General features: G+C 47.7%; 20 protein-coding genes and 1 tRNA gene. 13 read left to right on the forward strand and 8 right to left on the reverse strand.

Annotated features, from left to right (window positions below):
* Positions 1-40 precede the first annotated feature (40 nt).
* The 4 genes from LG384_RS02680 to idnD form a co-directional block, all read right to left on the reverse strand.
* The gene (locus LG384_RS02680) at positions 41-1,039 is read right to left on the reverse strand and encodes a LacI family DNA-binding transcriptional regulator (RefSeq protein ID WP_045439240.1); all 999 of its coding nucleotides are present in this window, start codon (positions 1,037-1,039) and stop codon (positions 41-43) included.
* 52 nt (positions 1,040-1,091) lie between these two features.
* Positions 1,092-2,411 carry a gnt-II system L-idonate transporter gene (gene idnT / locus LG384_RS02685; protein WP_225760407.1) on the reverse strand — a complete coding sequence of 440 codons (1,320 nt, stop codon included), beginning with the start codon at positions 2,409-2,411 and terminating at the stop codon, positions 1,092-1,094.
* A gap of 187 nt (positions 2,412-2,598) precedes the next feature.
* A complete protein-coding gene (gene idnO, locus LG384_RS02690; RefSeq protein ID WP_225760491.1) occupies positions 2,599-3,363 on the reverse strand; it encodes a gluconate 5-dehydrogenase in 765 nt (254 codons plus the stop codon).
* An 11-nt stretch (positions 3,364-3,374) separates the two neighbouring features.
* Positions 3,375-4,418, reverse strand: coding sequence for an L-idonate 5-dehydrogenase (gene idnD, locus LG384_RS02695; RefSeq protein ID WP_045439253.1), 1,044 nt, complete (start codon positions 4,416-4,418; stop codon positions 3,375-3,377).
* A gap of 219 nt (positions 4,419-4,637) precedes the next feature.
* Here idnD and idnK point away from each other — a divergent pair, with 219 nt between their 5' ends.
* Positions 4,638-5,159, forward strand: a complete 522-nt coding sequence (gene idnK / locus LG384_RS02700) for a gluconokinase (RefSeq protein WP_225760408.1) — start codon at positions 4,638-4,640, stop codon at positions 5,157-5,159.
* 31 nt (positions 5,160-5,190) lie between these two features.
* Here the strand turns inward: idnK and LG384_RS02705 are convergent, their stop codons facing one another.
* The gene (locus LG384_RS02705) at positions 5,191-6,210 is read right to left on the reverse strand and encodes an NAD(P)-dependent alcohol dehydrogenase (RefSeq protein WP_225760492.1); all 1,020 of its coding nucleotides are present in this window, start codon (positions 6,208-6,210) and stop codon (positions 5,191-5,193) included.
* Between the two features lie 229 nt (positions 6,211-6,439).
* Between LG384_RS02705 and LG384_RS02710 the strand changes: the two genes are divergently transcribed.
* The 3 genes from LG384_RS02710 to LG384_RS02720 all read left to right on the forward strand — a co-directional run bounded on the left by LG384_RS02710 (position 6,440) and on the right by LG384_RS02720 (position 10,872).
* Positions 6,440-6,524: transfer RNA gene (locus tag LG384_RS02710), tRNA-Leu, on the forward strand.
* Between the two features lie 198 nt (positions 6,525-6,722).
* Positions 6,723-7,982, forward strand: coding sequence for an integrase arm-type DNA-binding domain-containing protein (locus LG384_RS02715; RefSeq protein ID WP_225760409.1), 1,260 nt, complete (start codon positions 6,723-6,725; stop codon positions 7,980-7,982).
* 118 nt (positions 7,983-8,100) lie between these two features.
* The gene (locus LG384_RS02720; RefSeq protein ID WP_225760410.1) at positions 8,101-10,872 is read left to right on the forward strand and encodes a DNA methyltransferase; all 2,772 of its coding nucleotides are present in this window, start codon (positions 8,101-8,103) and stop codon (positions 10,870-10,872) included.
* Positions 10,873-10,885: 13 nt separating this feature from the next.
* On the opposite strand, the gene LG384_RS02725 is transcribed toward LG384_RS02720, so the two are convergent.
* The gene (locus tag LG384_RS02725; protein ID WP_225760411.1) at positions 10,886-12,067 is read right to left on the reverse strand and encodes a phospholipase D family protein; all 1,182 of its coding nucleotides are present in this window, start codon (positions 12,065-12,067) and stop codon (positions 10,886-10,888) included.
* A gap of 1,144 nt (positions 12,068-13,211) precedes the next feature.
* Between LG384_RS02725 and LG384_RS02730 the strand changes: the two genes are divergently transcribed.
* Genes LG384_RS02730 through LG384_RS02740 form a run of 3 tightly spaced genes read left to right on the forward strand, consistent with a single transcriptional unit; the run spans position 13,212 to position 15,735 of the window.
* Positions 13,212-13,895 (forward strand): WYL domain-containing protein, encoded by a 684-nt coding sequence (locus LG384_RS02730; protein ID WP_225760412.1) that lies wholly within the window; start codon positions 13,212-13,214, stop codon positions 13,893-13,895.
* A gap of 38 nt (positions 13,896-13,933) precedes the next feature.
* Entirely contained in the window at positions 13,934-14,938 is a 1,005-nt protein-coding gene (locus tag LG384_RS02735; RefSeq protein WP_225760413.1) for a GTPase family protein, read from the forward strand.
* Positions 14,939-14,949: 11 nt separating this feature from the next.
* A complete protein-coding gene (locus LG384_RS02740; RefSeq protein ID WP_225760414.1) occupies positions 14,950-15,735 on the forward strand; it encodes a hypothetical protein in 786 nt (261 codons plus the stop codon).
* Between the two features lie 218 nt (positions 15,736-15,953).
* Here LG384_RS02740 and LG384_RS02745 read toward each other — a convergent pair whose 3' ends face one another.
* Positions 15,954-16,172: an AlpA family transcriptional regulator gene (locus tag LG384_RS02745; protein ID WP_160623722.1), complete on the reverse strand. Its 219-nt coding sequence runs from the start codon at positions 16,170-16,172 to the stop codon at positions 15,954-15,956.
* Positions 16,173-16,266: 94 nt separating this feature from the next.
* On the reverse strand, positions 16,267-16,914 hold the full coding sequence (locus LG384_RS02750) for an inovirus Gp2 family protein (protein ID WP_225760415.1): 648 nt from the start codon (positions 16,912-16,914) through the stop codon (positions 16,267-16,269).
* 547 nt (positions 16,915-17,461) lie between these two features.
* Here LG384_RS02750 and LG384_RS02755 point away from each other — a divergent pair.
* From LG384_RS02755 to LG384_RS02780, 6 genes are all read left to right on the forward strand, one after another.
* Positions 17,462-18,418, forward strand: coding sequence for a hypothetical protein (locus LG384_RS02755; RefSeq protein ID WP_225760416.1), 957 nt, complete (start codon positions 17,462-17,464; stop codon positions 18,416-18,418).
* A 149-nt stretch (positions 18,419-18,567) separates the two neighbouring features.
* Entirely contained in the window at positions 18,568-19,389 is an 822-nt protein-coding gene (locus LG384_RS02760; RefSeq protein ID WP_225760417.1) for a DUF932 domain-containing protein, read from the forward strand.
* Between the two features lie 70 nt (positions 19,390-19,459).
* Positions 19,460-19,930: a DNA repair protein RadC gene (gene radC, locus LG384_RS02765; RefSeq protein WP_225760418.1), complete on the forward strand. Its 471-nt coding sequence runs from the start codon at positions 19,460-19,462 to the stop codon at positions 19,928-19,930.
* 12 nt (positions 19,931-19,942) lie between these two features.
* On the forward strand, positions 19,943-20,266 hold the full coding sequence (locus LG384_RS02770) for a type IV toxin-antitoxin system YeeU family antitoxin (RefSeq protein WP_225760419.1): 324 nt from the start codon (positions 19,943-19,945) through the stop codon (positions 20,264-20,266).
* A gap of 38 nt (positions 20,267-20,304) precedes the next feature.
* A complete protein-coding gene (locus LG384_RS02775; protein WP_225760420.1) occupies positions 20,305-20,625 on the forward strand; it encodes a TA system toxin CbtA family protein in 321 nt (106 codons plus the stop codon).
* 113 nt (positions 20,626-20,738) lie between these two features.
* Positions 20,739-21,569: a DUF4942 domain-containing protein gene (locus LG384_RS02780; RefSeq protein WP_225760421.1), complete on the forward strand. Its 831-nt coding sequence runs from the start codon at positions 20,739-20,741 to the stop codon at positions 21,567-21,569.
* The last annotated feature ends 201 nt before the right edge of the window (positions 21,570-21,770 follow it).

The following is a 21,770-nucleotide window of genomic DNA, read 5'->3' on the forward strand; positions in this document are numbered from 1 at the left end:
TGTGAATGAAAGAAAGTATGCGACAGGGAGAGAAAATGACTTAAAGCGTATTGCCGTGATAAATCTGATACCCCAAATCAACCGTGTTGTGGTTATGGTCGTTGTTCTTGATTTTGCTCAGTAACATTTGCGCCGCCATGCGCCCAATGTCAAAACGCGGAGTAATGACGCTGGCGAGGCTTGGGATCATCTGCCTGCCCATTTCCAGTCCGTGGAACCCGGCAATGGAGATCTGCTCCGGTACGGCAAGGTTGTGTTCGCGACACAACAGCAACGCACCCATCGCAATATCGTCATTGGTACAAAAGACGCCGTCTACGTCAGGGTGTGCCGTGAGGGCATCACGCATCATTTGTGTTCCCAGGTGGATGGATGAAATCGCGCGCGGATTGACGCGCAGCGGCTCCAGTCCACGACGCGTCATGGCATCGCAGTAACCGCGGTAGCGCTGCTCATCGCGGATATCATCTTTCGACCCCAGATAGAGAATTTTGTGGCGCTGGCGTTTATCCAGCATGGTGCTGACCATATCAAATGCCGCCTGACGGTTATCAAAGCCCACTTCCATATCCAGGCGATCGCCCTGAATATCCATCAGCTCAACCACCGGAATGGTAGCTGATCGCAGAAACTTCACGGTGCGCAGAGTGTGATATTTCTCGGAAAGAATAATACCGTCGATATTGTACGAGAGCAGGTTAATCACTGACTCTTCTTCGGATTCCCGGTCATAATTGTAGTTAGCGATCAACGTCTGATAGTTATGGTCCGAGGTCACCGATTCAATACCTGCAAGGATGTCGGCGAACAGTTGGTTTTGAAAAGAGGGGATCAGCACACCGAGCGTATAGCTTTGCGCATTCAATAGCATTGCGGGCGCACGGTTAGGGATGTAATTAATCTCCTCCATAATCTGCGCGATACGTTCACCGGTTTCCTTTGCGACCTTTTTCGGCGAACGGATGTAGCGGCTCACCGTCATTTTGGTCACACCCGCCAGGGTGGCGATGTCTTGCAAAGAAATTCTGTGGTTCCTCATTTTCTCTCCAGTGCCGGGGAGCACTGACTTTCGCTCCCCGGTAAATACCGTATTAATGCAGGATGGCGTTCAGCGCCAGAACCCCCAACAGTCCCATAATGGAAATCAGCGTTTCCATTACCGTCCAGGTACGTAACGTTTCCCCGACGCTGAGATTAAAATAGCCTTTAAACAACCAGAATCCCGGATCGTTAACGTGTGAGGCAATCACGCTGCCCGCGCCGGTTGCCAGCACCATCAGCGCCGGGTCAGCATGGGTGACGTTAATAATCGGCAGCACCACACCCGCAGTGGTAATAGCGGCAACGGTCGCTGAACCGAGCGCGATGCGCAGCAAGGCGGCTACCGTCCAGCACATCAGTAGCGGAGAGAGCGAGGTGCCGGTCATCAAGTGTGAGATATACTGCCCCACGCCGCTGTCCACCAGAACCTGCTTAAACGCACCACCACCGGCGATGATAAACACAATCATCGCAATCGCGCCGATAGAGTCTCCAATGATATCCATAATTTGCTCAATCGTACGTCCGTTACGTCGACCAAGGGTAAAAATAGCGAGCACGATGGCGATAAACAACGCGACCGCAGGGTTACCGATAAACTCAAAAAACACCCGTACGCTGTTGGTTTTTGGCAGCGTAATTTCGCATACCGCCGCTACTGCCATCAGTATTACCGGGATAACCGCCGCAAAGATACTGTTCCAGAATGATGGCATCTCTTCTTCGGTGAACAAATGTGGGTTGAATAAACCTTCCGGTGGCGCTTTCTCAAAACGGGTCAGCAGCTTGGAAAACAGTGGTCCGGCGACAATCACCGTCGGGATAGTAATGATAAATCCGTACAGCAACGTGGTCCCCAGGTTCGCCTCGAAAATCGTGGCGATCGCCGTTGGTCCCGGATGCGGCGGCAGAAAACAGTGAGTAACAGAAAGGGCGGCAACCATTGGCACGCCGACATACAGCAGCGGCAGGCCAGATGAGGCAACCACTGTAAATACCAGCGGTAGCAGCAGAACAAAACCGACTTCGAAGAACATCGCCAGACCGACGACCAGCCCGGTGATTACCAGCGCCCACTGCACGCGCTTTTCCCCGAACGTTCTAATCAGCGTGGTGGCGATGCGTTGGGCCGCACCAGTATCGGAAATTAGCTTTCCGAGCATGGCGCCGAACCCCAGGATCATCGCCAGTCCGCCAAGCGTCCCGCCGATGCCGTTTTGTATTGAGTGCAGAACGGCCTGTGCATCCATCCCTTCGGCAAAACCGACGACAGCCGCAACCAGTACAAGGGCAATAAAGCCGTTAACTTTAAAGCCAATCATCAGGACCAGAAGCAGCGCGACGCCTGCCGCAATTATTATTAATGGCATAATCGTTTCTCTTATACACCCGTCATACTTCAAGTTGCAGGTGTGTGGGCTGCGCTCACTCACCCGAATCACTTACTCAAGTAAGCTCATCGGGTTTATTCACTTGCCGCCGTCCTGCAACTCGAATTATTTAGGGGGGGCCAAAAATGCAGCGCCTGGGCGCTGCGTGATGTTGCGTTGTGTTGTATCAGACGGCGACCAGCATGCCGCCATCGACAAACAACAGGTGTCCGTTAACAAAATCTGACGCTTTGGAAGAAAGGAATACCGCTGCGCCAATCAGCTCCTGCGGATCGCCCCAGCGTGCGGCTGGCGTACGTTTGCACAGCCAGGAGGTGAAGGCTTCGTCCTCGACCAACGCTTTGGTCATTTCGGTTTTGAAGTAGCCAGGCGCGATACCGTTCACCTGAATATTGTGGCGCGCCAGCTCAACGCACATCCCGCGGGTGAGCATTTTCACCGCGCCTTTCGATGCGGCATACGGCGTAATGGTGTCGCGCCCCAGTTCGCTCTGCATGGAGCAGATATTGATGACTTTCCCGGCCTGGCGTTCAACCATGCGACGGGTCACCGCTTGTGATACCAGGAATACCGCCGTCTGGTTAACGGCAATGACGTCGTTCCAGTCCTGCTCCGGGAACTCGGTGAACGGATGGCGGCGCTGGATACCGGCGTTATTCACCAGCACGTCGATCGGACCAATATCTTTTTCGATATGTTCGATGGCAGCATCAATATCCTGTTTATGCGTAACATTAAAAGGTGCAGCAACGGCGCGAATACCTTCCTGCTGCAGTTTCGTAACAGCGGCTTCTGCGCGTTCTGGCGTAATATCATTGACGATAATCTGCGCGCCATATTTACCGAGCCCAGTCGCCAGTAAATAACCAATTCCCTGAGCCGAACCGGTGATCAGAATGTTTTTGCCGTCCAGTGAAAAAAGATCGTTCATCATGCTATTCCTTATTGTCTGTCTTCGAATACGAGCTGGACTTTTGCCGCCTGGGTTTTATCCCCGGCGAAAATCAGCGCTTGTTCGAGGTCGGTAAACGGATATTCGGCGCTCAGTAATGGCAGCGGATCGATAACGTTATTCGCCAACCACGACACCGCCGTGTTGAATTCAGTGGTAAAGCGGAAGGAGCCTTTGAGAGAGATTTCTTTGCCGATCAGCATCATCATCGGGAACTCCGGCACGGCGCCGCCCATGCCAACCTGTACCATCACACCTTTCGCGCGGGTGACTTCCAGGCAGGTGGTAATCGAGGAGGGATGCCCGGAGACTTCGAAACTGACGTCGAAATAGCCTTTCTCTTTTTTCCATTCGTCGAGAGAGTCCTGCTGCGGATTAATGAGCGTATCCGCTCCCATCTGCTGTGCCAGCGTGAGTGAACGCGGACTAATGTCAGCACAAACAATCTCTGCCGCGCCAAGCGTTTTCACCGCGCTGACGATCAGACAGCCGATAGGGCCAACACCGGAAATAAATACGCGCTTGCCCTGCAGATCGCCCGCTTCATGTGCGGCGTGGATCGCCACCGCCAGCGGTTCGGCAAAGGCCATCACTTTTTCATCTGCCTGCTGCGGGTAGGGAATACATTGCGCAGTATCGACGGTTTTAAACTGAGTAAAGCCGCCGTCAACGTGGGGAAAATACATGGCGCTGCCAAAAAAGCGCATTTCCGTGCACTGGTTTTCTTCATGCTGCAAACAGTATTTACAGTGACCACAAGGCTTAGACGGATTAATAGCAATCGACTGACCTTCATGTAATTCTTTTGAATCACTATGGACGACTTTACCAATGACTTCATGGCCTAAAATCATCGGCGCTTTTACGGTAAAGTTACCAACTTTACCTTCCTGATAATAATGTAAATCGGAACCGCAAATACCACCTCGGGTAATTTGTACCAATGTTCCTTTATTATTCCATTCAATATTTTGGTCTGTAATGGCAACAGTTTTCTTACCCGCGACAACGCAGGATTGTGTTTTGACTTGCATAAATGCCTCACTGGTCAGGTAGTAACCTCGGCAGCATTTAAACGGTTTTATTTGTTATTATTTGTGACATAGATCACGCTGGAAAATTGTTACACTACAATGTTACGCATAACGTGATACGCCTTGTAATTCTCATCAGCAGCGCTAAAAAAGCGTGAAATTCCTAATGTGGGAAGCGTAGTATCGCGGCATGGAAACAGGAATCTGGAGTTTTTTTTGATGGCCGGGGAAAGTTATATTTTGATGGGCGTTTCGGGTAGCGGTAAATCATTAATTGGCAGTAAGATTGCCGCTGTATTATCGGCTAAATTCATTGATGGTGATGATCTCCATCCAGCTAAAAATATTGATAAAATGTCTGAAGGTATTCCGCTAACCGATGAAGACCGACTCCCCTGGTTAGCGCGATTAAATGACGCCTCATACAGCCTGTATAAAAAAAATGAGACCGGCTTTATTGTCTGCTCGTCATTAAAAAAACAGTATCGCGATATATTGCGACAGGGTAGCCCTAATGTGCATTTCCTGTGGCTGGATGGCGATTACGAGACCATTCTGGCGCGCATGCAGCGTCGGGCAGGACATTTTATGCCAGTGGGTTTGCTGAAAAGTCAGTTTGATGCGCTGGAATGCCCGCAGGATGATGAACACGATATTGCCCGTATTGACGTGAACCACGACATCGAACATGTGACGGAACAGTGCCGCCAGGCGGTACTCGCGTTTCGTAACGGGCAATAAGCTCAGCCCCGGATGGGACTGAGCCAGATCATCAGAAGTCGGCTTTCAGCACTACGCGGTAGCGGGCTTTGCCGTCACGCACGTGCTGGATAGCTTCATTAATTTGCGACATCGGGTACAGCTCGGTGGTTGGCGATACTTTACTGCGCCCAGCAAACTTCATCAGCTTGCGCAGCTCAAAAGGTGTGCCGGTCGCTGAACCGGAGATACTGCGATCGCCGGCAATTAAAGTGAACGCCGGAACCGGCAGCGGCTTCAGCACGGCACCGACGGTATGGAAGTTACCGCCGTAAGCCAGCGCTTCAAAATAGGGTTGCCAGTCGAGATCGACGTTAACCGTATTGATAATCAGATCGAACTGGCCCGCCAGCGCTTTTAATGCCTGCGGGTCACGGCTGTTGACCACTTTATCCGCTCCCATCGCCAGCACTTCCTGCTCTTTCGCCGGGTTTGAACTGAACGCCGTCACTTCACAACCCATCGCGTGCAGCAACTTAATAGCGATATGCCCCAGACCGCCGATACCGATCACCCCGACGCGGCTGGTCGCTGTAATGTGATGCATCAGCAGCGGTTTGAATACCGTGATGCCGCCGCACAACAGAGGTCCCGCAGCCGCAATATCGATGCTCTCCGGCAGCGGGATCACCCATTGCCAGTCGGCACGCAGCTTCTCGGCAAAGCCACCGCGATTGAGAATGGTGGGAACAGAACCTTCCAGACAGTTAATCTGATTGCCGCTGATACAGGCATCGCAGTGCCCGCAGCTACGTGCCGTCCAGCCAATACCAACGCGTTGACCGATCTTCAGCCCTTTATCCTGCGCCGCACTGCCGAGCGCGGCCACGCGACCAATGACCTCATGTCCGGCAACCAGCGGATACTGAGAGAATCCCCATTCGTTGTCGATCATCGACAAATCGGAATGGCAGATACCGCAATAGTCGACATGCACTTCGACATCTTCCGGCTTTAGCTCACCCGCATCATATTCGTAGAGTTCGAGTTCGCTGCCCGCCGCTTTTGCGGCGTAGCTTTTTATCATCGACATCATGTTCCCCTCATGTGGTGTTGAACTGGAAGTGTAGAGCATGGGGTAACGGGGCGCTTCGCAGAAGGGGGGATTAAGGTGGTTGTTGCGGGGGATAAACTGTGATGGTGATTGCAGGCGCGTAACGTAATGCTGAAATTTTCAACACTTAGCGCGCAAGGTACACGCTGGCGCTTGCATGGTGGCGCATGACAGGTATAATCCACAACGTTTTCCGCATCCCTTCCGTGCCGGAGTGGCGAAATCGGTAGACGCAGTTGATTCAAAATCAACCGTAGAAATACGTGCCGGTTCGAGTCCGGCCTTCGGCACCATCGGAACATAAATAGACGTCAACGGACGTCTTTTTTTGTGCCTGAAATCCAGTATCCGCAAGGCTTTCCTCGCTTTTTCACTCAACCTAAGTCAACCTGATTCAATCTACATCAACTTACTGATGCGGGTACATCTGCGGGTATATCCCGGTTCGATAATGTTTGTACCCACACAGACCCATTGAAAGGATACTCATCATGGCTCTGAGTGATGTGAAAGTTCGTTCGGCTAAGCCTGAAGCAAAAGCCTATAAACTTACTGACGGTGAAGGCATGGTTTTGTTGGTTCACCCGAACGGCTCCAAATATTGGCGGCTTCGTTATCGCTTTGGCGGCAAAGAGAAGATGCTGGCGCTTGGTAAATACCCCGAAGTCTCGCTAGCAGATGCCAGGGCGCGCCGGGATGAAGCCCGTAAGCTGTTGGCTAACGGTGTCGATCCAAGTGAGAACAAGAAAGCCGTTAAGGTAGAACAAGAGCAGGAAGCGATAACGTTTGAAGTAGTCGCCCGAGACTGGCATGCCAGTAATCAGAAATGGTCGGCATCGCATAGCGCTCGTGTATTGAAAAGTCTGGAGGATAATCTCTTTGCTGCCATCGGTAAGCGGAACATTGCGGAACTGAAGACGCGGGATCTGCTTGTCCCCATCAAAGCGGTGGAATCATCCGGACGACTCGAAGTTGCGGCTCGTTTGCAACAGCGGACTACCGCGATTATGCGCTTTGCTGTGCAGAGTGGTTTAATCGACTACAACCCCGCGCAAGAGATTGCTGGTGCGGTTGCTACGGCGAAAAGACAGCACCGTGCTGCTCTGGAACTTAATCGTATTCCTGACTTACTTCACCGCATCGATCACTATTCTGGCAGGCCGTTAACCCGGCTGGCTGTCGAACTCACGTTGTTGGTTTTCATCCGTTCAAGCGAGCTGCGTTTTGCCCGCTGGTCTGAAGTGGATTTTGAAACGGCTATGTGGACGATTCCGGGTGAGCGTGAACTGCTGGAAGGCGTTAAACATTCTCAGCGTGGTTCAAAGATGCGGACACCTCATCTTGTTCCGTTGTCGCGGCAAGCTTTAGGCATTTTGGAACAGATCAAAGGCATGAGTGGGAATCGAGAGCTGATCTTCGTTGGCGATCACGATCCGCGTAAACCCATGAGTGAGAACACGGTGAACAAGGCGCTGCGAGTGATGGGCTATGACACGAAAATGGAAGTGTGCGGGCATGGTTTCAGGACGATGGCGTGTAGTTCTTTAATTGAATCGGGATTGTGGTCGAGGGATGCGGTAGAACGGCAGATGAGTCACCAGGAGCGTAGCTCTGTTCGAGCAGCTTACATCCACAAGGCGGAGCATCTCGGGGAGCGTAGATTGATGTTGCAGTGGTGGGCTGATTATCTGGATGCGAATAGGGAGAAGGGCATTAGTCCTTTTGAATTCGGGAAAATGAAGAGCAACTAATTTTTAGGGAAACAGCAGCACTTGCAGCTATCGCGCTATAGCAATAGCTCATTGTATAATTGAATCAATTCTGGGATTTTGATAAAATCCCAGAATTAACATTTGAGAGTCATCATTTATGCCTACACAGAAAGCTGTAAACATTGCTAATTTGACGGATATGGAAGTCATAAATAATGAACCAGCACTTCATCTGAGACCAGTTATGGAGGTTGCTCATGAACTGGGGGCCATTGATTGGAGCTTCACCGAAGTGGGTACTCGCCTGCCGGGACATGACATACATCCATATCCCGCTAAGTTCATCCCGCAACTCCCGCATGGTTTAATCTCACGTCTGAGCGGACGCGGGGAAACTGTGCTTGATCCATTTGGTGGGAGCGGAACTACTGCACTTGAAGCCGTGAAGCTAGGACGAAAGGCAATCAGTATTGATGCTAATCCACTTTCTGCCCTCATTGGTCGAGTTAAAACTGCCAGACTTGAACCTGAAACGCTTAAAGCGTTGAATGCCCATCATTCAGTGCTACTTACTCATCTTGAGGGTGGGCATCTCTCACCTTCATCTTTGATTAATAATTATTCTTCTCATGCACCAAAGATCGTTAATCAGGAGAAATGGTTTGCGGATACTGCATACGCAGAGTTGTGCTTAATTAAGGCTTATATAAATGAGCTGGATAGCACCAGTCAAGATATAGCCCTAGTTGCGCTTTCTAGGATAGTAATTAAAGCCTCTTTTCAAGATTCAGAAACACGCTATAAAAGCGTTCCACGTGAAGTACCCATGGGTGAAACGTTAAGCAGGTATTTAAGAGAATTTACTGCAGTAATTAAGTCTGTGGAAAAGAATGAGGCGGCAACAAGGTATGGACTATCACAATTCCTATGTGATGATATTCGATTGATTAGTAAAGAAAAACTTCCTGATGGGATCGCTGATCTAGTAGTGACTTCACCTCCGTATGGAAATGCAACAGACTATCACCTTTACCACCGTTTTCGTTTATTATGGCTGGGTTTTGATCCTATTGCATTAGGGCATGTCGAAATTGGTTCCCATTTAAAACATCAGAGAGAATCGAGTGGCTTTGAAAGCTATCTTGCAGATATGGAAGCAGCTTTAGCAACTATGCATCGTGCTTTAAAGCCGGGTCGATATGCTGCGCTCGTAATTGGAGATTCTGTATATGATAAAAAGACATATGACCCAGCAGAAGCCCTTTATGAGCGAGCTGATAGTTTAGGTTTTGAAGCCTGTACTATTGTAGATAGAGCTATTCACGCTGTGAAGAGATCATTTTCACACGCGGGTAGGCGTGCGACTTCTGAACATATATTGGTTTTACGACGTAAAGTCGCTCCAACGTTCATTCAAATATCTCCAGCGCCATATAAGCTATGGCCATACGAGGCAGAGTTAAGGCTCAGAGAGGTGGGCCTTAAACTTGGTGATGCAGATCCTTCTTTAGACATTCGTGTTCCTTCACTTGAAGAAGATCGGAGGATGTACAAGCGTGCGGCTTTTTCACATAGTGTTCAACTGGAAGGGGGAAATGTTGAGCCTACATGGCAAGCTGTTCTGGAGAATGGAGAGGCGTGGCGCTCAACTACACGGAAGGATCCTAAATATGTCACTCATGGTATCCATTCATATAAAGGGAAGTTTTATCCACAGTTAGCGAAAAGTTTATTAAATATCAGCGGGTTTGGTCCTGGCGCTACAGTGTTGGATTTATTTTGTGGTAGCGGAACTACCTTGTTGGAAGGATATTTGAATGGCTTTCGTACCTTCGGCTGTGATATGAATCCGCTAGCAGCTAAGATATCACGAGCGAAGCTCGGGGTCTTAGAGCTAAACCCAGATACTGTACGTGAGGTTGTGTTAAGTGTTCGGGAGTTTCTTGCGAGTCCACCTTCAAATTTTCCGCAGAACCTTGATCATGTTGAAGAGAGTTGCCGTGAAGAGATTTTTCGCTGGTTTTCACCAACTATAGCTTTCAAGTTAAACTGGGTCCTGGGGCTTCTGCGAAGAATTAGTGCTGGAGTAATGTTAGATTTTCTCGAAGTAATTTTGAGCAGCATTATTCGTGAGGTTTCTAATCAAGAACCTACAGATCTTCGTATTCGCTATCGAGCTGAGCCGTTAACTGATGCTGATGTGCTTGGTCTCTTTCTGGATAAATTAGAGGATCAATTCAATCGGATAGAAAAATTCTGGAAGATACGAAATAATGCTCCTCAGGCCTTCCTCCCTTCCGTAATTACAGAGGGGGATAATAGAAAGTCCGATACATTTATGAAATTAGGTCTTGAGTCTGGTAGCGTGGATCTGGTGTTAACTAGTCCGCCTTATGGAACCGCGTTACCATATATCGATACGGATCGACTATCTCTACTTTTCATAATGGGTTTAAAGAGCTCTGAAAGAAAACCCGTTGAAAATGGGCTAATCGGAAGTCGCGAAATAAGTACGGTTGAACGTCGACGATTAGAGCAAATTGAGCTCAGAGAGGTACTACCTTCTGGTTCACAACACTTTATTTCAACAATGCAGAGGGAGCTCGCAAGTGATTTATCTGCAGGATTCAGAAAACGTAATATGCCAGCACTAATGGTGCGATATCTTCTTGACATGTCTGCATCCCTTGGCCAAGCCAAACGATTATTGCGGTCAGGCGGAGAAATGATGATTGTCATCGGAGATAATAAAACGACAATTAACGGCAAAGTTATGCTAATCCCTTGTACAGACTTGATTGAGGAAATAGCTTGTACACAAGGGATGGTGATAGTAGAGAGAATCGATATATCTGTTACTACTGAAAATTTTAAGCATATTAAAAATGCTATAGTCAAAAATGTGGTTCTAAGACTTAGGAAACCATAAGTGTGAGGCTGGTTTAAAACCAGCCAAACTTTCTTGCTTTTTTACCGCCACTAGGCATTGACTGGTTACAAGCTGATAACCATGACGTATATTGCGGGCTGTCCGGTCGATAGATGCAAATTTCATAATCGATTTCGGCACTGTTACCTGGCATCATTACCATTATTGAATAGTCTGGTACTTGAGATACCAATGGCGATGCCGTGATCCTAATTTCCGCTTTTGCTGAATAATACACCGTATTAAGTTGATAACTTGAAAGAGTTAATATTGGTGTCGTAGCGGGGCCATATACATTTATGTTAACTACTGGGTCGGGTGTTCTCTGTGGATATGCAGGGTTACCCGCTTTCTTAGGTATTGTCAATCCCTTGAATGGCCAGCCAAAGAAGCTTGGATTTTGTAGTACTGCAATTTTACTTAAGAATATCTCACCATTATGATGAGGCTTAATCTGTATAATTAGCCCTGCAACAACTTGTTGTGGAGATTGGGGTTGCCCCATAATTCCTGCCACTTGTGTTTTAGAAGCTTTCATTATGGATGCGGGGAGTGGGCTTGCTGGTTTGCGTATCAGTCCAGTTCTCGGAGCCGTCGGATAGTTCCCTATCAGCTTGGCGCGTGCTTGTTTATCTAATTCAGATAGAACAGCACCATTGGCTATCAATTCATCTAATAATTGCTGATCAAATGCTTTTGTTGCAACGCATGAGTGAGGTAATAAATTGCCCCACATTGTGTCTAGATCTTTATAGATACTATCATCTTCAGGCAACACTAGATCTAAAATTATCGAACTTTCAAAATTAGTTTCAGTACCACCGACCGTAAGGTTATTAGAGCCGATAATTGCTTTCGCATGTTTTGGACCATCAAATAAATATATTTTTGGATGAAAAGTAATCCCATTTTCACGAGTAATATAAAGCTCTTTACATAAATCGGCTGCAATTGTTAACGCTTCTTTGCTTGTACCTTGTTGGTCAATTCCTAGGATAGCGCAGAGCGAGTTTCCAGAAGCTGCCCAGCTCTCGATATCGGACTTAAGACGTAGTAAAGGGCCAGATTTCGCGTATGCAGTGACGATGCGTAATTTGGTGAAACGCGGATCTTTTAGACCCGTACGCAAAATATCCAATAAGCGTTTAGATCCGCTAGGCTGATCTAACGGTGCAATAAAACTTACTTGTGGCATGCTATCTTTTACTATCCTTAATTGATTTTTGCTCTATGAAAACTGGCTGCTTGGGTTGAGTATCTACTTTTTACAGAATGATTTCTATTACTTTTTAGTAAGTTAAATCGTAACTGTGACCCCGCTTGCATAGTTGGGCTGACCCCGCTACGGTAGACGATCTTGCTCTATCGTTTGGCTGACCCCGCCGCGGTAGACGATCCTGCCCTATAGCTGGACAGACCCCAGGAGCAGGGGGTCTGTGTATGATAACTCCCCTCAACTTTTTTCATATAGAACCTAGCCACCTAAGATACATTTAAGATGGGTTAAAGAGGGGGCTAAACGAGTACCGTAGCTGCTTCGATAATATTATCGGCTACTTTACTGCTCTGTTCTATTACGGCCAGTTACGACTAAATCGGGGAACCGAAAATGAGACGCTTTTCCTGCGATGGGCTATCTACATATTGATGACAAAGGTATGTCGGTAACCAGTGGGAACTGCTCTAACGTTTTGAGGTCGAGAAAATAGCGGCTTGGCTCATGGTTCACAAAGAAAATATCGAACGTCATTGTGACAAATAGTGGTTGGAGTTGTGATGCCATTTTCAGTGCGGGTCAATGCTATCAAAGCAGCATTACGCAAGCTCGATATTAACTGTAGCGGCGATGAGGATTCGCTAACTGTTAGTGCCGTGCACTCTTGCTGGGGGGAAGAGCGATCGTGTTCTTTCCCCAGTCTATTCAAATAGGTAGATGGTAGGGGCGACATTAGCATGTTGAATATTGCTATACCCCTCGCTAAAGATAGATTACTAGTTTTTGGTGATATGGATCTGTTTCAGCCGGGCTATAGTGGATCAGAAAATCAATACACGGATATATTGGTTTATAACTATTTTCAGAACTAAATCATTTTCGTGAGCAGCAGGTATTCCCTTTCTGACAATGCGGAACACGACAGGTTGTGTCGTTTTTTTGATGATACCTCCGCATTGGAATCAACCAATTAACTTACATTTCATAATGTTAGGTAGCTGCAGTTATCCCCATCATTTTTTCAATTCACCTCCCTTTGGTACGACATAACGTGTCGAACCAGTACGTCATAATCTCCCATATCAATATCTGGTTATTTTGGGAGTTCAGGACTGTTCTCACCATGAAAACACAACATGATCATTATGACCGCCTGTCAGTCAGGTTATCGGTCATTATCAGCCGATTATTGGCTGGTCAATCCTTGGAGTTGAAAGCGCTGGCAAATGAGTTTGGTGTTTCAGAGCGCACTCTACAGCGGGATTTTCAGCAGCGTCTAATCCATTTGGATCTTGAACATTCCAGTGGCTGCTATCGACTTATGCGGCGAACTGGTCGAGAGCACTTACCTAATACCTTTGCGTTTATTCTTAACTCTGGCATTTCGGGGATCATTCCGGCCCAAAACCGCAGACTAATCCGGCTGATTACCAGCAGTTCTGGCGGCTCTCCATGCCTTATTGGGCATGGAGGGCTGCCATCGGCAATCACCCAGACAACATGCTTTTTGGAGCTGGCCGAAGCTATCCGTGACTACCGGGCCGTCACGCTATTAGTCAATGGTAAGAGTTACGAAGGAGTGGCTCCCCGCCGCCTGATCTTCCAGTCCAGAAACTGGTTCCTTGTGGCTACCCGAGCGAGAAAGCTACAGGTGTTTCGGATGGAAGACGTTAACGCTGTGACTGTTCTTGATACCTCTTTTCGCAGAAAGCCTGAGCTTGATGCACTCACCGCCAGTGAGGAGTTTATTTCGGCTCTTCCACACTTTCGTTTCATCAGTGACGTTATTCAGACCTTCAGAGAGTAACTGGCAACGTTCATTTCAACATAAGCAAGGAGACCTTTATGGATGACCCGGTGAAGGGCGAAAGCCGGATGATTACTGATGCCAATGGCATCACCAGAAGAGAAGGGGGGATTTCAGGAATATGGGGCAATATGTTTAATGATAGCAATGGGATAAAAACCGACAGCCCGCCGCTTATACCTGACATCAGGGATATTCTCGATGTTTTCCCTCAGTCGCTGCGGGAAAACCTGGTGAACAAAATCAGTGAAGCTATCGACTATGAACCTGTTATTGGTGTTATGGGAAAGACCGGCGCAGGTAAATCAAGTGTGTGTAATGCGCTATTCCAGGGCGAAGTGTGTGAGATCAGTGACGTTGAAGCCTGTACGCGTGAGGCCCAGGAATTGCGCATACGCTTCGGCAAACGTTCGCTGAAGATCATTGATATTCCTGGTGTCGGTGAGAATGCTTTACGGGATAAAGAGTATGAAGATCTTTACCGTACTTTGCTTCCCTCACTGGATCTCATCCTCTGGGTGATAAAAGGCGATGATCGAGCTTTTTCTGCAGATGAGCATTTCTACAATAATGTCCTGCTCCCTGCAGGTGGTGGTGAGCGCGTTTTGTTCGTCCTCAACCAGGTTGATAAAATCGAGCCCTTCCGTGAGTGGGATACATACCTGCATCAGCCGTCCCCAGCACAGCGCATCAACATCGAAAAGAAAGAATCTTACATTACTGAACGTTTTGGCTTTACGCGATATCCGGTAATCCCTATCTCCGCCGATGAGGGCTACAACATCCTTCGTCTGGTGGAAACGATGATCCGTGCTTTGCCTGATCGAGCTAAAAGCAGCACAGCCTCGCAGTTTAAGGAAGAGTACAAAACCGATGACGTAAAAACGGAGGCGAAAGGCGGCTTTGCCAGCGTGCTCTCCGGAATACTTGACGACGTTATTGATTCTGTTCCGTTACCTGGTCCCGTCAAAGAGCTAGCCCGTAAGGGGAAAGATAAGGTTATTGAGTGGGCGGGTAACGCCTGGGACCATTTTTTTGGATAAGGAAACATTTAATGAAACCACTAATTGTTCCTGCATTGTTAATATCGTTATTTGCTGCCCAGTCTGCTCATGCAGACGGAGGCTACGACTTGCAATGCATGCTTGAAAACGGCGAGCAAATGACGCTCAGTCATGCCAGTCATACTGTTTATATCAGTTTTGAAAAGCCCGGTGGTGATTCCGAAGAGGGAGGTTCAGTTATTAAACTGGACATTCCTTCCGGTGAGGCGAAGCAAACTGTCATCGCTAAATCAGAGGCGGGAACCGCTTCTTTCACGCTGCGCGGAGAAAGTGCCGATATCGAAGGCGCTGTTGCTGTCAATTATTCGGAATATGATGGTACAGGCGATGCTTATTACACGGCCATGAATTCACTCGGGCAGGAAACCAGCACCGTATCCTGCAAACCGGGTACGATTAACGTTTCCAGGAGTCTCCTCCAGAACGGAATTAATGGCGTGGGTAGCCAGCAGGCGAATAAACCTGCACCTTCTCAACAACAGCAGGCACAGCAACCTGCAACACCTCCGTTTAAAGTACAGTTCGGCAGCACAGTCAGCAATGAAGGCTGGAATACCAGATATGGCGTTATTCAACTCACTATCACTGATGACAACGTGGTACTGAAATCCATTCGGGTTAACCGGGGGAACTGTAAAATGGAGAGCGTCGGTAACAGAACCCTGCCAGCCAAATATCAATTCGGTGATGTGGCCACGTTCAAATATATGAAATGTGACCGTATTATCGAAGCCAGTATTGCGACCGATTCCGGTAGCTGGACCTTCAATAATTAAATTTAACTATGGTGAGTCCGGGGAGTAAGTGTCAGTCAATTATCTGACACTTCCCCCTTTTAATTATGTTTAACCCCGCTGGGATGTCATTCATTTCATCCCTACAGCGTCCCTTAACAAATAACGCGCAACAACATCCCTGCCAGACGTTTACTGACATAGCGCTTGTGTCGGGATACTGTTTACGGATAAGGCGTGTGGAAGTGGCCTCAAGGGCATTATTTGCGGGATTCTTCTATGCGCTCCATCAGCCAGCGCCTGACATCACTTTCCCGCCAGCGGGAACTGCGGCCAAACTTGATGGGTCTCGGGAACAGACCGTCCTTAATCAGCTTGTAGAACCACTTATCGGTTAGACCCGTGAAGGTGGTGATGAAGACCATATCCACCAGCTTATCGTTCATCAGGTCGGTATCGGGAGTCGGAAGATTGTTCATGACGATTGTCCTTCTGTCTTTGAGTGGGTAAAAGACAGGAGCCGCAGAACTAACCTGTTGATTTAAGGTCATGTTGCGTGCTCCGTCATTACAATCACTTCTCCGGTAATAAATTACTTTTCGCTTTGGCCTTAAACTGGCTACAGCCAAAATTACGCTCACCGTCGTCATTTTCTTTGGAGCGTTTTTTGGCGAGATAGCAGATCCTCTTCAGGTAATCCTCATAATCAGGACTGTGGGCTCCCTCTCTGCGGTTCAGCTCAAATACACCTGCCAGATGATAACTTACGCTCTCCTTCGCTTTACCCTTCAGTTTCAGCGCGTGGCACCACGCCTTAGCTGCCATCGTTAGCAATAATCCTCTTCCGGTACCCTTAACCCCGAGTTTTAGCATCATGCAACTGAACACCTCACGGTTAACCAGCAGCACCAGGTGATAATGCTTATTGCCATTAAGCTCACCGAACTCTCTGGCCCATGCGTAATACGCCGGGCAAGGGTATATTCGTTTACCTTCTCTGCTGCGTCTCTTCAGATAAGCGGCTATTTGTGCCTTAAGGGAGGAAACAAAACGGGTTATCACCGCAGATTCATATCCCTTATGTTGGTTATGCTGCGGCAGGCTTAAATCCAGCCCGAAGGCTAGAACACGGGCATGTTCATTCATCACAAAGGCTGTCAGCGCTTCCAGGCGCTGCATATGGTAAGCATTCTTCTCGCTGTTACACTCTTTGAGTATCATTTCCGGGCTCTCATGTTGTGGATAACATACCCATGAGAGCCTTGGTAACTTTTAACACAGGTACAGGACGATCAAAGAAAACAATGTCCCACTCCACTACTGGCCTTAGCCTCTGCTGGTAGCTTTACTCCCACTCTAATCGGCCCTATACCCACTTCCCAGTGAATCTCTGTATACCCTATATCTGTAAGGTTCTGTTCATAAAGTAGAGAACAACAATAAACATATAATTAGTATCCGGCAGTAAATAATCACTGAAGCCGCCACCTGTCACCTCGTATACCCCTGCAGTATCTGGTTTTCCGGCTGTTATTACTCCCCGCCATTCGGTCTAAAACCACTCTTAAGTTATCCCGGTATGCTCACTAAGGAGCTATTTCTTGCCCCGGTTTGCGGATGAACATTTTGCTGTAGCTAATGCCGCCATGCCGGGTATTGCTGAAAGTGGTTGTTTTTGTAGTGATTATACAATTGATTTAATTGAGTTTTTAAAAATGTGCAGCGCTGTTATAATCTAAAAAGTGCTGCACTTTATAAGGATTTTGTGATGGGAAGTGAAAATCGGATAACAGTTAATTTTTCTTATCCTGAACTTCGTCAGATGATAGTGAGTATGGCGAAGAAGATGGGTTGCAGCCGTTCAGCTGTGATTCAGGACATGCTGCTCGATGCCCTGAAGTACAGAATGGATAACGATGCACTTTTACCTGAAGGTAAACTGGTGGCGAATAAAAACCTGGTGCCGGAAAAGGTTTTCAATGCAGGTTTTGAAATCAATAATCTGACTATTGATGGAAGAGTCAGGGGGGCAACCGATGCATTTCATCGTTTGTTTCAAAGAGGAAGTTTTATCGAAACGCTTCCTTACATCATGTTTAGTGACGTGCCAAAGCCTGCGGAAGCGATAAATAAGAGGGATATACTCAGAAGAGTAATTGCATACCTACAGACAAAACTTCATGTCCCTGATAATAGTGAATACAAACCTGCGTTATTTTTATTTTTTATCGGAAAGGTAACAGTAAAATATAGACAACACACTGCTGACGGTCTCGAGGTAAAAATTGATTATTCATGCAAGGTGATCCCTGTAAATACTAAAAGATCAAATGACGATGAAGTGCTTTTTTTCGATCTGAACAACATTAAGTACAGAACGTTTCATGACATGGCCAAAAATGGATGGAACAGAAAAAAACATTCACACCAGTTGTATATTAATGGGCTGGAAGGCATGCGTGGGGGCGGTTTTTTTGTCGGGGTTTTGTATGAGCCGCAATCACCAGATGAACTGGCTACCCCATCAGAGGGAGACTTTATTAGCAGCACAGGTCTCAGATATCGATTTTTTAGTCACCCATCAACGGTTAAAATCATAAAGGATCATTTTCCGAAATCAGTCACTATTGATCCGAATGGAACCACCTACACATTAAAAGAAAAAAATATACAAGATTTGGACACGCTCAATCGAGCTATCAGGAAGCAGAATGCTGGCTGGTAATATTTAAATTACAGTGTTTTTTATCTCTGTATTATCCGTGTGATCTCACCCGAATTTAACACAGTCTTTTTTCACCGTTCACTTTCAGAAAAGACCATGCCTCACTCTGAGGCATGGTCTTTTTTTCATACCTCAATAAGGAACTAATAATGACACGTTTAGCCAGCCGCTTCGGTGCGGTCAATCTCGTTCGACGCGACCGCCCGCTAACCCGCGATGAACTGGCGCATTATGTGCCGAGTGTATTCAGCGAAGAAAAGCATGAATCCCGCAGCGATCGGTACACATACATTCCGACTATTACCCTGCTTGATAACCTGCAACGTGAAGGCTTTCAGCCATTCTTTGCGTGCCAGACTAGAGTCCGAGACCAGAGCAAACGCGAACATACTAAGCACATGCTACGTCTGCGTCGCGAAGGCCAGATCACTGGCAAGCAGGTGCCTGAAATCATACTGCTTAATAGCCACGACGGCTCCAGCTCATACCAGATGCTACCGGGGTTATTCAGATCGGTTTGCCAGAATGGGCTGATTTGCGGTGAGAGTTTTGGTGAGGTGCGGGTGCCGCATAAAGGCAATGTGGTGGAGAAAGTCATTGAAGGGGCTTACGAAGTACTGGGGATATTTGACCGAGTGGAAGAGAAGCGCGATGCCATGCAATTGCTAATGTTACCGCCGCCAGCACAGCAGGCGATGGCGAAAGCAGCATTAACCTATCGCTTTGGTGAAGAGCATCAGCCAGTGACGGAATCGCAAATCCTATCCCCACGCCGCTGGCAGGATGAAAGTAACGACCTGTGGACCACTTATCAGCGCATTCAGGAAAACCTGATTAAAGGCGGTCTGTCTGGACGAACGACTAAAGGCAAACGTGCCCATACCCGTGCTGTAAAAGGTATCGACGGTGATGTGAAGCTTAACCGCGCTCTGTGGGTAATGGCCGAGAATATGCTGCAGCTTGCCTTATGAACCTTTTTATTATCCCTTTCCCCAAGCCTTGCCAATAAACCGGCGAGGCTTTTTGTTTTAAGGAGCAAATATGTCTGTATTCAATTTATCCCCGGTATTTCCTGCAAACGAGCAACGCATCATTCGTCGGGCGTTACGACTGCTGGAGAAGTATCAGCGTCAACCGAGTGAGCCATTTACTTCCACCAGCTTAACTAAGACCTGGCTGCAATTACAGATGGCTCATCAGGAGCGTGAAGTTTTTATCGTGATGTATCTCGACAATCAGCACTGCCTGCTGGGTTGCGAAACACTCTTTACCGGCACACTTAGCCATACTGAAGTTCATCCCCGCGAAGTGGTTAAATTGGCTCTGAAACACAATGCCGCTGCGGTAATTCTGGCGCATAACCATCCGTCAGGTACGACAGAAATCAGTCAGCAGGACAAACACATCACTCAGCGGATAGTGAAAGCGTTAGTACTGGTAGAAGTGCGAGTGCTGGATCATTTGGTTGTTGGGAATGAAGTGGTTTCTTTTGCTGAGCAGGGGTTGCTTTAAACGGGAGTTTTCATGTCAATCACACCACCTCATGAATGGGGGCTACAAAGCGATATCACCCCACGATTTGGCGCAAGATTAGTTCAGGAAGGTAACCGGCTGTATTACCTGGCTGACAGGGCTGGATTGATGGGTAGTTTTAGCCCGATACACCTGCAGAAATTAGATCTGGCTTTTCCGCTGTTTGTAGAACAGCTGGAAAATATGCTGCGTGCTGGCGAACTAAATCCACATCAGCAACATCAGGTGACCATTCAACTTGCTAGTTTAACCTGTATAGCTGATACCCGTGGAAGCTGCGGTTACGTTTACATTTCTATTTATCCAACTCCGTAACACCTTCTATCTTCTTCTTTTTTATCAGGACCCAACTCATGCACATTTCATCTGTACCGGCCACGGTGCCGGTTTCGTCACGCCTGTCGCCCGTACAGGTGTGGAAGCAACTGTTAACGTATCTGCTGGAACATCATTACGGCCTGGCACTTAACGACACGCCATTCCATGACGACGCGGCCATTGAGGAGCATATCGACGCAGGAATCACGCTCGCCGATGCTGTTAATTTTCTGGTGGAACGTTATGAACTGGTACGCATCGACCGCAAAGGATTTACATGGCAGGAGCAGACGCCATTCTTGACCGCCACCGATATTCTCAGAGCAAAGCGAGCTACCGGATTACTAAATACTTAAATTCTTCGAGCCTCATTCCTGATTTTTACCTCTGAACTTCCCACCTTTTTTATTCATCGCATAATGCGCCTGCCACTCCCGGCAGGCGTGTTTGCTTTTATGGACGATAAACGATGCAAACAGAACCCGACGTGTTAACGGAACACAATGAACTCATCCTTTCGACCAGTATCGAACGTGTAGTCACTGGGCGCGATTCCGCACTCAAACAGATTGAACAATTCATTCAGCAGCTTGAAGCCATTTCTCGGCTAACCTCAGAAATCGGTGGTGGTATAGCGCAAGACTGGGCGATGAAGTCCGGGCACCGCTACGATAGCTGGCTGACTGAGAAGGCTGATAAAGCGATGCCTGCCGTCACCCGCAATATAGATCGCAGCATCTGGCGTGATTTGATGCTGAAATCCGGCATGATGGCATTGATGGACGCACAGGCTCGCGACCAGTGGCATAAGAATCTGGAGGAGGGGGATCTACCGGCTATCAGCGAGACGAATATTCTCAGCACCTTTGAGCAGTTACATCTGCACAAAATGGATGTCTTCGAACGTGGCATCATCAACGTGTTCAAAGGCCTATCATGGGATTACAAAACCAATAGTCCTTGCAGCTTCGGTAAGAAGATCATCATTAACAATCTGGTGACGCATAACCGCTGGGGCTTTAGCCTTAACTGGGGATGGCGGCGTGACCAACTGGCTGATCTGGAAAGAATGCTATTCCTGCTGGATGGTAAACCAATACCTGACAACCGTAGCGATATAACTACTCGGTTGATGGTGCATATTCGAGATAACACGGCTGAGGATGTTTACGAGGATGAGTTCTTCCGTGTGCGTTACTTTCAAAAGGGCACTGCACACTTGACCTTCAAGCGCTTGGAGTTGGTTAAGAGGATGAACTACATCATTGCTAAACACTATCCTAGAATGCTAGCCGAATGATAGGCCCAATGTTTGGGCCTTTGGTTTTAACTCAGGCTGCTTGGCGGCGAGATAATTGCAATTCTTCAATCCTGCAAGCTCGGCAATGAGATTGCGGCTTTCGTACCCCTCTGAGCAACCTAAAGCCAAACATGAGATCTATGTTCTGTATACCATTAGCAAACTTATTGCACCTGGGGCATACAGTAAATTGATTCGCAA

It is taken from the genome of Citrobacter sp. Marseille-Q3906, assembly GCF_916618775.1.
GTDB lineage: Bacteria > Pseudomonadota > Gammaproteobacteria > Enterobacterales > Enterobacteriaceae > Citrobacter > Citrobacter murliniae.

What these genes read in the sequence shown, in the direction of transcription:
- LG384_RS02680 (WP_045439240.1), bottom strand. Translation starts at nt 1,039, where the DNA reads ATGAGGAACCACAGAATTTCTTTGCAAGACATCGCCACCCTGGCGGGT.
- idnT (WP_225760407.1), bottom strand. Translation starts at nt 2,411, where the DNA reads ATGCCATTAATAATAATTGCGGCAGGCGTCGCGCTGCTTCTGGTCCTG.
- idnO (WP_225760491.1), bottom strand. Translation starts at nt 3,363, where the DNA reads ATGAACGATCTTTTTTCACTGGACGGCAAAAACATTCTGATCACCGGT.
- idnD (WP_045439253.1), bottom strand. Translation starts at nt 4,418, where the DNA reads ATGCAAGTCAAAACACAATCCTGCGTTGTCGCGGGTAAGAAAACTGTT.
- idnK (WP_225760408.1), top strand. Translation starts at nt 4,638, where the DNA reads ATGGCCGGGGAAAGTTATATTTTGATGGGCGTTTCGGGTAGCGGTAAA.
- LG384_RS02705 (WP_225760492.1), bottom strand. Translation starts at nt 6,210, where the DNA reads ATGTCGATGATAAAAAGCTACGCCGCAAAAGCGGCGGGCAGCGAACTC.
- LG384_RS02715 (WP_225760409.1), top strand. Translation starts at nt 6,723, where the DNA reads ATGGCTCTGAGTGATGTGAAAGTTCGTTCGGCTAAGCCTGAAGCAAAA.
- LG384_RS02720 (WP_225760410.1), top strand. Translation starts at nt 8,101, where the DNA reads ATGCCTACACAGAAAGCTGTAAACATTGCTAATTTGACGGATATGGAA.
- LG384_RS02725 (WP_225760411.1), bottom strand. Translation starts at nt 12,067, where the DNA reads ATGCCACAAGTAAGTTTTATTGCACCGTTAGATCAGCCTAGCGGATCT.
- LG384_RS02730 (WP_225760412.1), top strand. Translation starts at nt 13,212, where the DNA reads ATGAAAACACAACATGATCATTATGACCGCCTGTCAGTCAGGTTATCG.
- LG384_RS02735 (WP_225760413.1), top strand. Translation starts at nt 13,934, where the DNA reads ATGGATGACCCGGTGAAGGGCGAAAGCCGGATGATTACTGATGCCAAT.
- LG384_RS02740 (WP_225760414.1), top strand. Translation starts at nt 14,950, where the DNA reads ATGAAACCACTAATTGTTCCTGCATTGTTAATATCGTTATTTGCTGCC.
- LG384_RS02745 (WP_160623722.1), bottom strand. Translation starts at nt 16,172, where the DNA reads ATGAACAATCTTCCGACTCCCGATACCGACCTGATGAACGATAAGCTG.
- LG384_RS02750 (WP_225760415.1), bottom strand. Translation starts at nt 16,914, where the DNA reads ATGATACTCAAAGAGTGTAACAGCGAGAAGAATGCTTACCATATGCAG.
- LG384_RS02755 (WP_225760416.1), top strand. Translation starts at nt 17,462, where the DNA reads ATGGGAAGTGAAAATCGGATAACAGTTAATTTTTCTTATCCTGAACTT.
- LG384_RS02760 (WP_225760417.1), top strand. Translation starts at nt 18,568, where the DNA reads ATGACACGTTTAGCCAGCCGCTTCGGTGCGGTCAATCTCGTTCGACGC.
- radC (WP_225760418.1), top strand. Translation starts at nt 19,460, where the DNA reads ATGTCTGTATTCAATTTATCCCCGGTATTTCCTGCAAACGAGCAACGC.
- LG384_RS02770 (WP_225760419.1), top strand. Translation starts at nt 19,943, where the DNA reads ATGTCAATCACACCACCTCATGAATGGGGGCTACAAAGCGATATCACC.
- LG384_RS02775 (WP_225760420.1), top strand. Translation starts at nt 20,305, where the DNA reads ATGCACATTTCATCTGTACCGGCCACGGTGCCGGTTTCGTCACGCCTG.
- LG384_RS02780 (WP_225760421.1), top strand. Translation starts at nt 20,739, where the DNA reads ATGCAAACAGAACCCGACGTGTTAACGGAACACAATGAACTCATCCTT.